This window comes from Alienimonas chondri (genome assembly GCF_013036045.1).
GTDB lineage: Bacteria > Planctomycetota > Planctomycetia > Planctomycetales > Planctomycetaceae > Alienimonas > Alienimonas chondri.
Genome location: NZ_WTPX01000269.1, coordinates 1 through 3607 on the forward strand (window position 1 = coordinate 1; position 3607 = coordinate 3607).

The following is a 3607-nucleotide window of genomic DNA, read 5'->3' on the forward strand; positions in this document are numbered from 1 at the left end:
GCGGTGGACACGGACAAACTCGGGGTCGGGGGAGAGACGCGGAAACGACTGGGGAACGCGAGGCTCCGTGACGAGCACGGGATCGACGCGACAGGCGGGGAGAACGACCGACGAGGGCGCCGCGAGCCGGAGCGGGCGGACGAATCGGGGCGGCGCGACCGTCGAACGATCGTGCAGTGTACCACCCCGCCGGAATCTCCTGTAGCCGTCCGACCCGGGGCGACCCCCACATGTTCGGTTTCCGACCGTCACAGCCGGATCTCGACTCCGATTTTGATGCGCACCGGCCCACGCTCCCGCCTGGCCCGATAGACCCGATGAGGAGGGTTGGGCAGGATGGGCGACTCGCGGACGGAGCCGCATTTCTGATTTCGTTAACCAAGTCGCACTTGCCGCTCATGATCCGTCCCGCTTTCGCTACCGCTCTATTGGCCGGGGGCGCATTGACCGCCGCCGCCCAGCTTTCGGGGCCGTACGGTTCCCCAATGCGCTCCTACGGGCCGCCGCCCGGACAGCGGGTTCTCTCCGAACGCATCGTGCCCGGCTCCGAGCGAATCGTGCCCGGTTCCGAGCGGCCGGTGGGTACGGTGATTCGGCAGGGCGAGCGAGTGCTCTCCCAGCCGCCGCGTACCCGTACGACCTACTCCTCGCCGAGCGTCGTTCCGGCGACGATCGTCCAGTCTTCGCTGTCCCAGGCGGCTCCGGCCGGCCGGGCGACCGCCTCGGCGTCGAAGTCTCAAGCGACGTTCGTGCAGTCCGTCAGCGGTCCGGCGGCGTTGATCTCCCCGGACGGTTCGAAGGTTTGGGGATACAGCCCCTCGCAGGGCGAACTGGTTCCCCTGCCGGCCGACGTGCCGGAGGAAGAACGCGGTCAGGTGGAGCCGGTGGTCGGCAGCGGGGTGATGATGGTGAAGGTCGGCGACAGCGTGTACGCCTACGGCGGCGAGTCCGGGAAGTGGGGCGCCCACAAGCTCGGCGAACGCGGCAAGACGGCTCCCCCGGTGGTCGGCGGCGATCTGGCGGCGATTCGCGTCGACGGCGGCATCTACGCCTACAGCGGCGTCGCCGGCGTCGGCGATTTCCTGACGCTGGACGGCGCCGAAGCCGACGCTTCCCCGGCCGTCTCCTCGCAGTACGTCACCGTCCGGTCGGACAAGGGGTTCGCGATTCTCTCCGCCGCCACCGGCAAGTGGAGCCGCGTCACCTATCCCCAGCCCGCCGCGCCGGGAGAAGCCGTGGAGCAGGAAGCGTCCGTCAAGCCGGACGTCGCCGCTCCGGCCCCGGCGATGAAGGACGATTCTCAAGCCGCTGCCAGGAAGGCCGCCGAAGAGAAAGCCGCGGCGGAGCAGGCTGCTGCGGAAAAAGCTGCTGCGGAGCAGGCGATGGCCGAGAAGAAAGCCGCCAAAGCGAAAGCCAAGGCGGAGGCGGAGCGTAAGCGGGCCGAAGAGGCCAAGGCCGCTCAGATGAAGGCCGCCGCCGAGGCAGAAGCCAAAGCGAAGGCGGAAGCCGAGGCCAAAGCCAAGGCCGAGGCCGAAGCGAAGACGGCCGCGATGGCCAAAGCCGCCGCCGAGAAGGCTGCTGCTGAGAAGGCAGCCGCCGAGAAGGCTGCGAAGGAGAAGGCGATGGCGGAGCAGGCCGCCAAGGAGAAAGCTGAGGCGGAAGCCCAAGCGAAGGCTGAAGCGGAAGCCAAGCAGAAGGCCATGGCCGAGAAAGCCGCCGCGGAGAAAGCCAAAGCGGAGGCCGCCGCGAAGGCTAAGGCGGAAGCGGAAGCCCAAGCGAAGGCCGAAGCCGAAAAGGCCGCGGACGAAGAGACCCCCGAAGCCGAAGCGGCTCCCGAAGAGGAGGAATCCGACGAGGACGATTCGTCTGAGGAAGAATCCGCCGAAGAGGAACCGTCGGCGCTCTGAGCCGCTCCTTAGCGGGCGCCCTTCGCCGCTACGAGCGTCGTCCTCGACCGAGGGCGGGTTCGATCAGCAGGGCGCCCAGCGCGGCGGCCCAAACCCATGCCGACAGCGGTCGCGATGGTGCGACCGCCGTCGGTTTCTTCGTGCGGGGCGCGTCGATGTCCGGCAGCGGCGCCGTCCGCGGATCGGCCTCGGACGGAGGGCCGTTCACCGCGATGAGCCGTCCCGCTCCGTCGCCGGGATCGTCCGACCCGATTCGATAGAAACCCGGCACGTCGGTCTCGGTGAACCGCACCGCATTCTCGGCCACGGGAGCCAGCCGCGCGGCGCCGTCGGGGCGGACGATCCGCATCGCGCGAACGAATCGGTCCGGCGGGATCGGCTCGATCAGCGCGTCGCCGGTCTCCGCCGCCTCAGCGGGCGTCGGCAGGGCGACGAATGCGATCAGCCCGCGCACCAGCGGAACGAAGCTCGCCCCCGCCGCCGGCCACGGACCGCCCCACGTGGCGTCGACGGAGGTCGCCAGGACCGCTGCTCGCCCGCCGTTCGGACCGGCCGCCGTGAGCACGGCCGGACCGGCGTCGGCCCCGGCCTCCTCCGCGAATCGGGCGGCGCTGCGGACCGACCACGAACCCGGCGGTCGATTCTCCGCGAGATTCAGCTGACGGAAGCCGACGACTAATCCCCCGCGCGGCCCGCTCACGGGGCGAAGGTGGGCGAACCCCGGTTCGTTCGGGGCGAACTCGAAGGTGAACCCGGTCGCCTCCGGCTCGGTGGGATCGATCACGCCCCGCACGGGGCCGATGTCGATCCCGCCAAGCGGTCCGGCGAACAGAGCCCGCAGGTCGGCGGGGGCGTCCGCAGGCCGCAGAGCGACGAACAAACCCCCGCCGGCTTCCAAATACGTTCGCAGAAACCCCGCGACGTCCGCCGGCGGAGCGCCGAGACACGCGACGGCGTCGTATTCCTTGAGATCAAGGGGCGAGACCGCTTCAAACGCGGACGACGTCACGCGGAAGGTGTCCGCGTCCGCCGCCAACGCCTGTTTCAGGAAGAAACCTGGATCGCCCGCCGGCCCGTCGTTCGACAGGGATCGATCCGCCACGATCAGAACCCTCAACGGTCCGCGAACCGGGATCGCGGCGTATCGCCGGGCGAGCGCCTCCGGTCCCGGTTCACCTTCCAGTCGAGCCTCCAGCCGTGCCGTTCCCGTCGCTTCAAACTTCGCGGGAAAGCGGACCTGGATCTCGGTCGGGGCTAGGGTCTCGGATTCGGTCGCGGGCAGGGGCGTGCGGCCGACGAATCGATCGTCGATGAAGAACGCCACCGCCCCGGACGGCCGCGTGCCGTAGGTGCGGACGGTCGCGATCAACTCCACCGATTCCCCGGCTCGCGGAACCGCATCGAGCCGCGGATCCGGGTCGCCGGTACTCACCGAAAGGGCGGTCAGAACGCGTCCGGTCGGTCCCGGTCCCGGCGGGCCGTCCCATCGGAGCGCGGTCTCCCCGCGACCGGCGTTCCTCAGACGGTCGATGCCCCCGGTCACCGCGGCGCCGGCCCAGTCTGGGACGGCGCGATCCGTCAGTAGCGTGATTTGAACGACGGGGAAGCGGTCGGACCGGGCCTCGATCGCCTCCGCGGCTCGATGCGGTTCCGCGAGCCGGGGAATCGGTGGAGTTGATCGCGACCGTCCGCACCTACGG

The 3607-nt window shown here is 70.0% G+C and carries 2 protein-coding genes; one reads left to right on the forward strand and one right to left on the reverse strand.

Annotated elements, in window-relative coordinates:
- Nucleotides 1-398: 398 nt before the first annotated feature.
- On the forward strand, nucleotides 399-1907 hold the full coding sequence (locus LzC2_RS21700) for a hypothetical protein (protein WP_185168684.1): 1509 nt from the start codon (nucleotides 399-401) through the stop codon (nucleotides 1905-1907).
- A 28-nt stretch (nucleotides 1908-1935) separates the two neighbouring features.
- Here the strand turns inward: LzC2_RS21700 and LzC2_RS20770 are convergent.
- The coding region (locus tag LzC2_RS20770) for a hypothetical protein (RefSeq protein WP_206678847.1) at nucleotides 1936-3607 on the reverse strand (1672 nt) is incomplete at its 5' end.

Excerpts from the sequence above, each read along its gene's own strand:
- LzC2_RS21700 (WP_185168684.1), top strand. The coding sequence starts at position 399 with ATGATCCGTCCCGCTTTCGCTACCGCTCTATTGGCCGGGGGCGCATTG.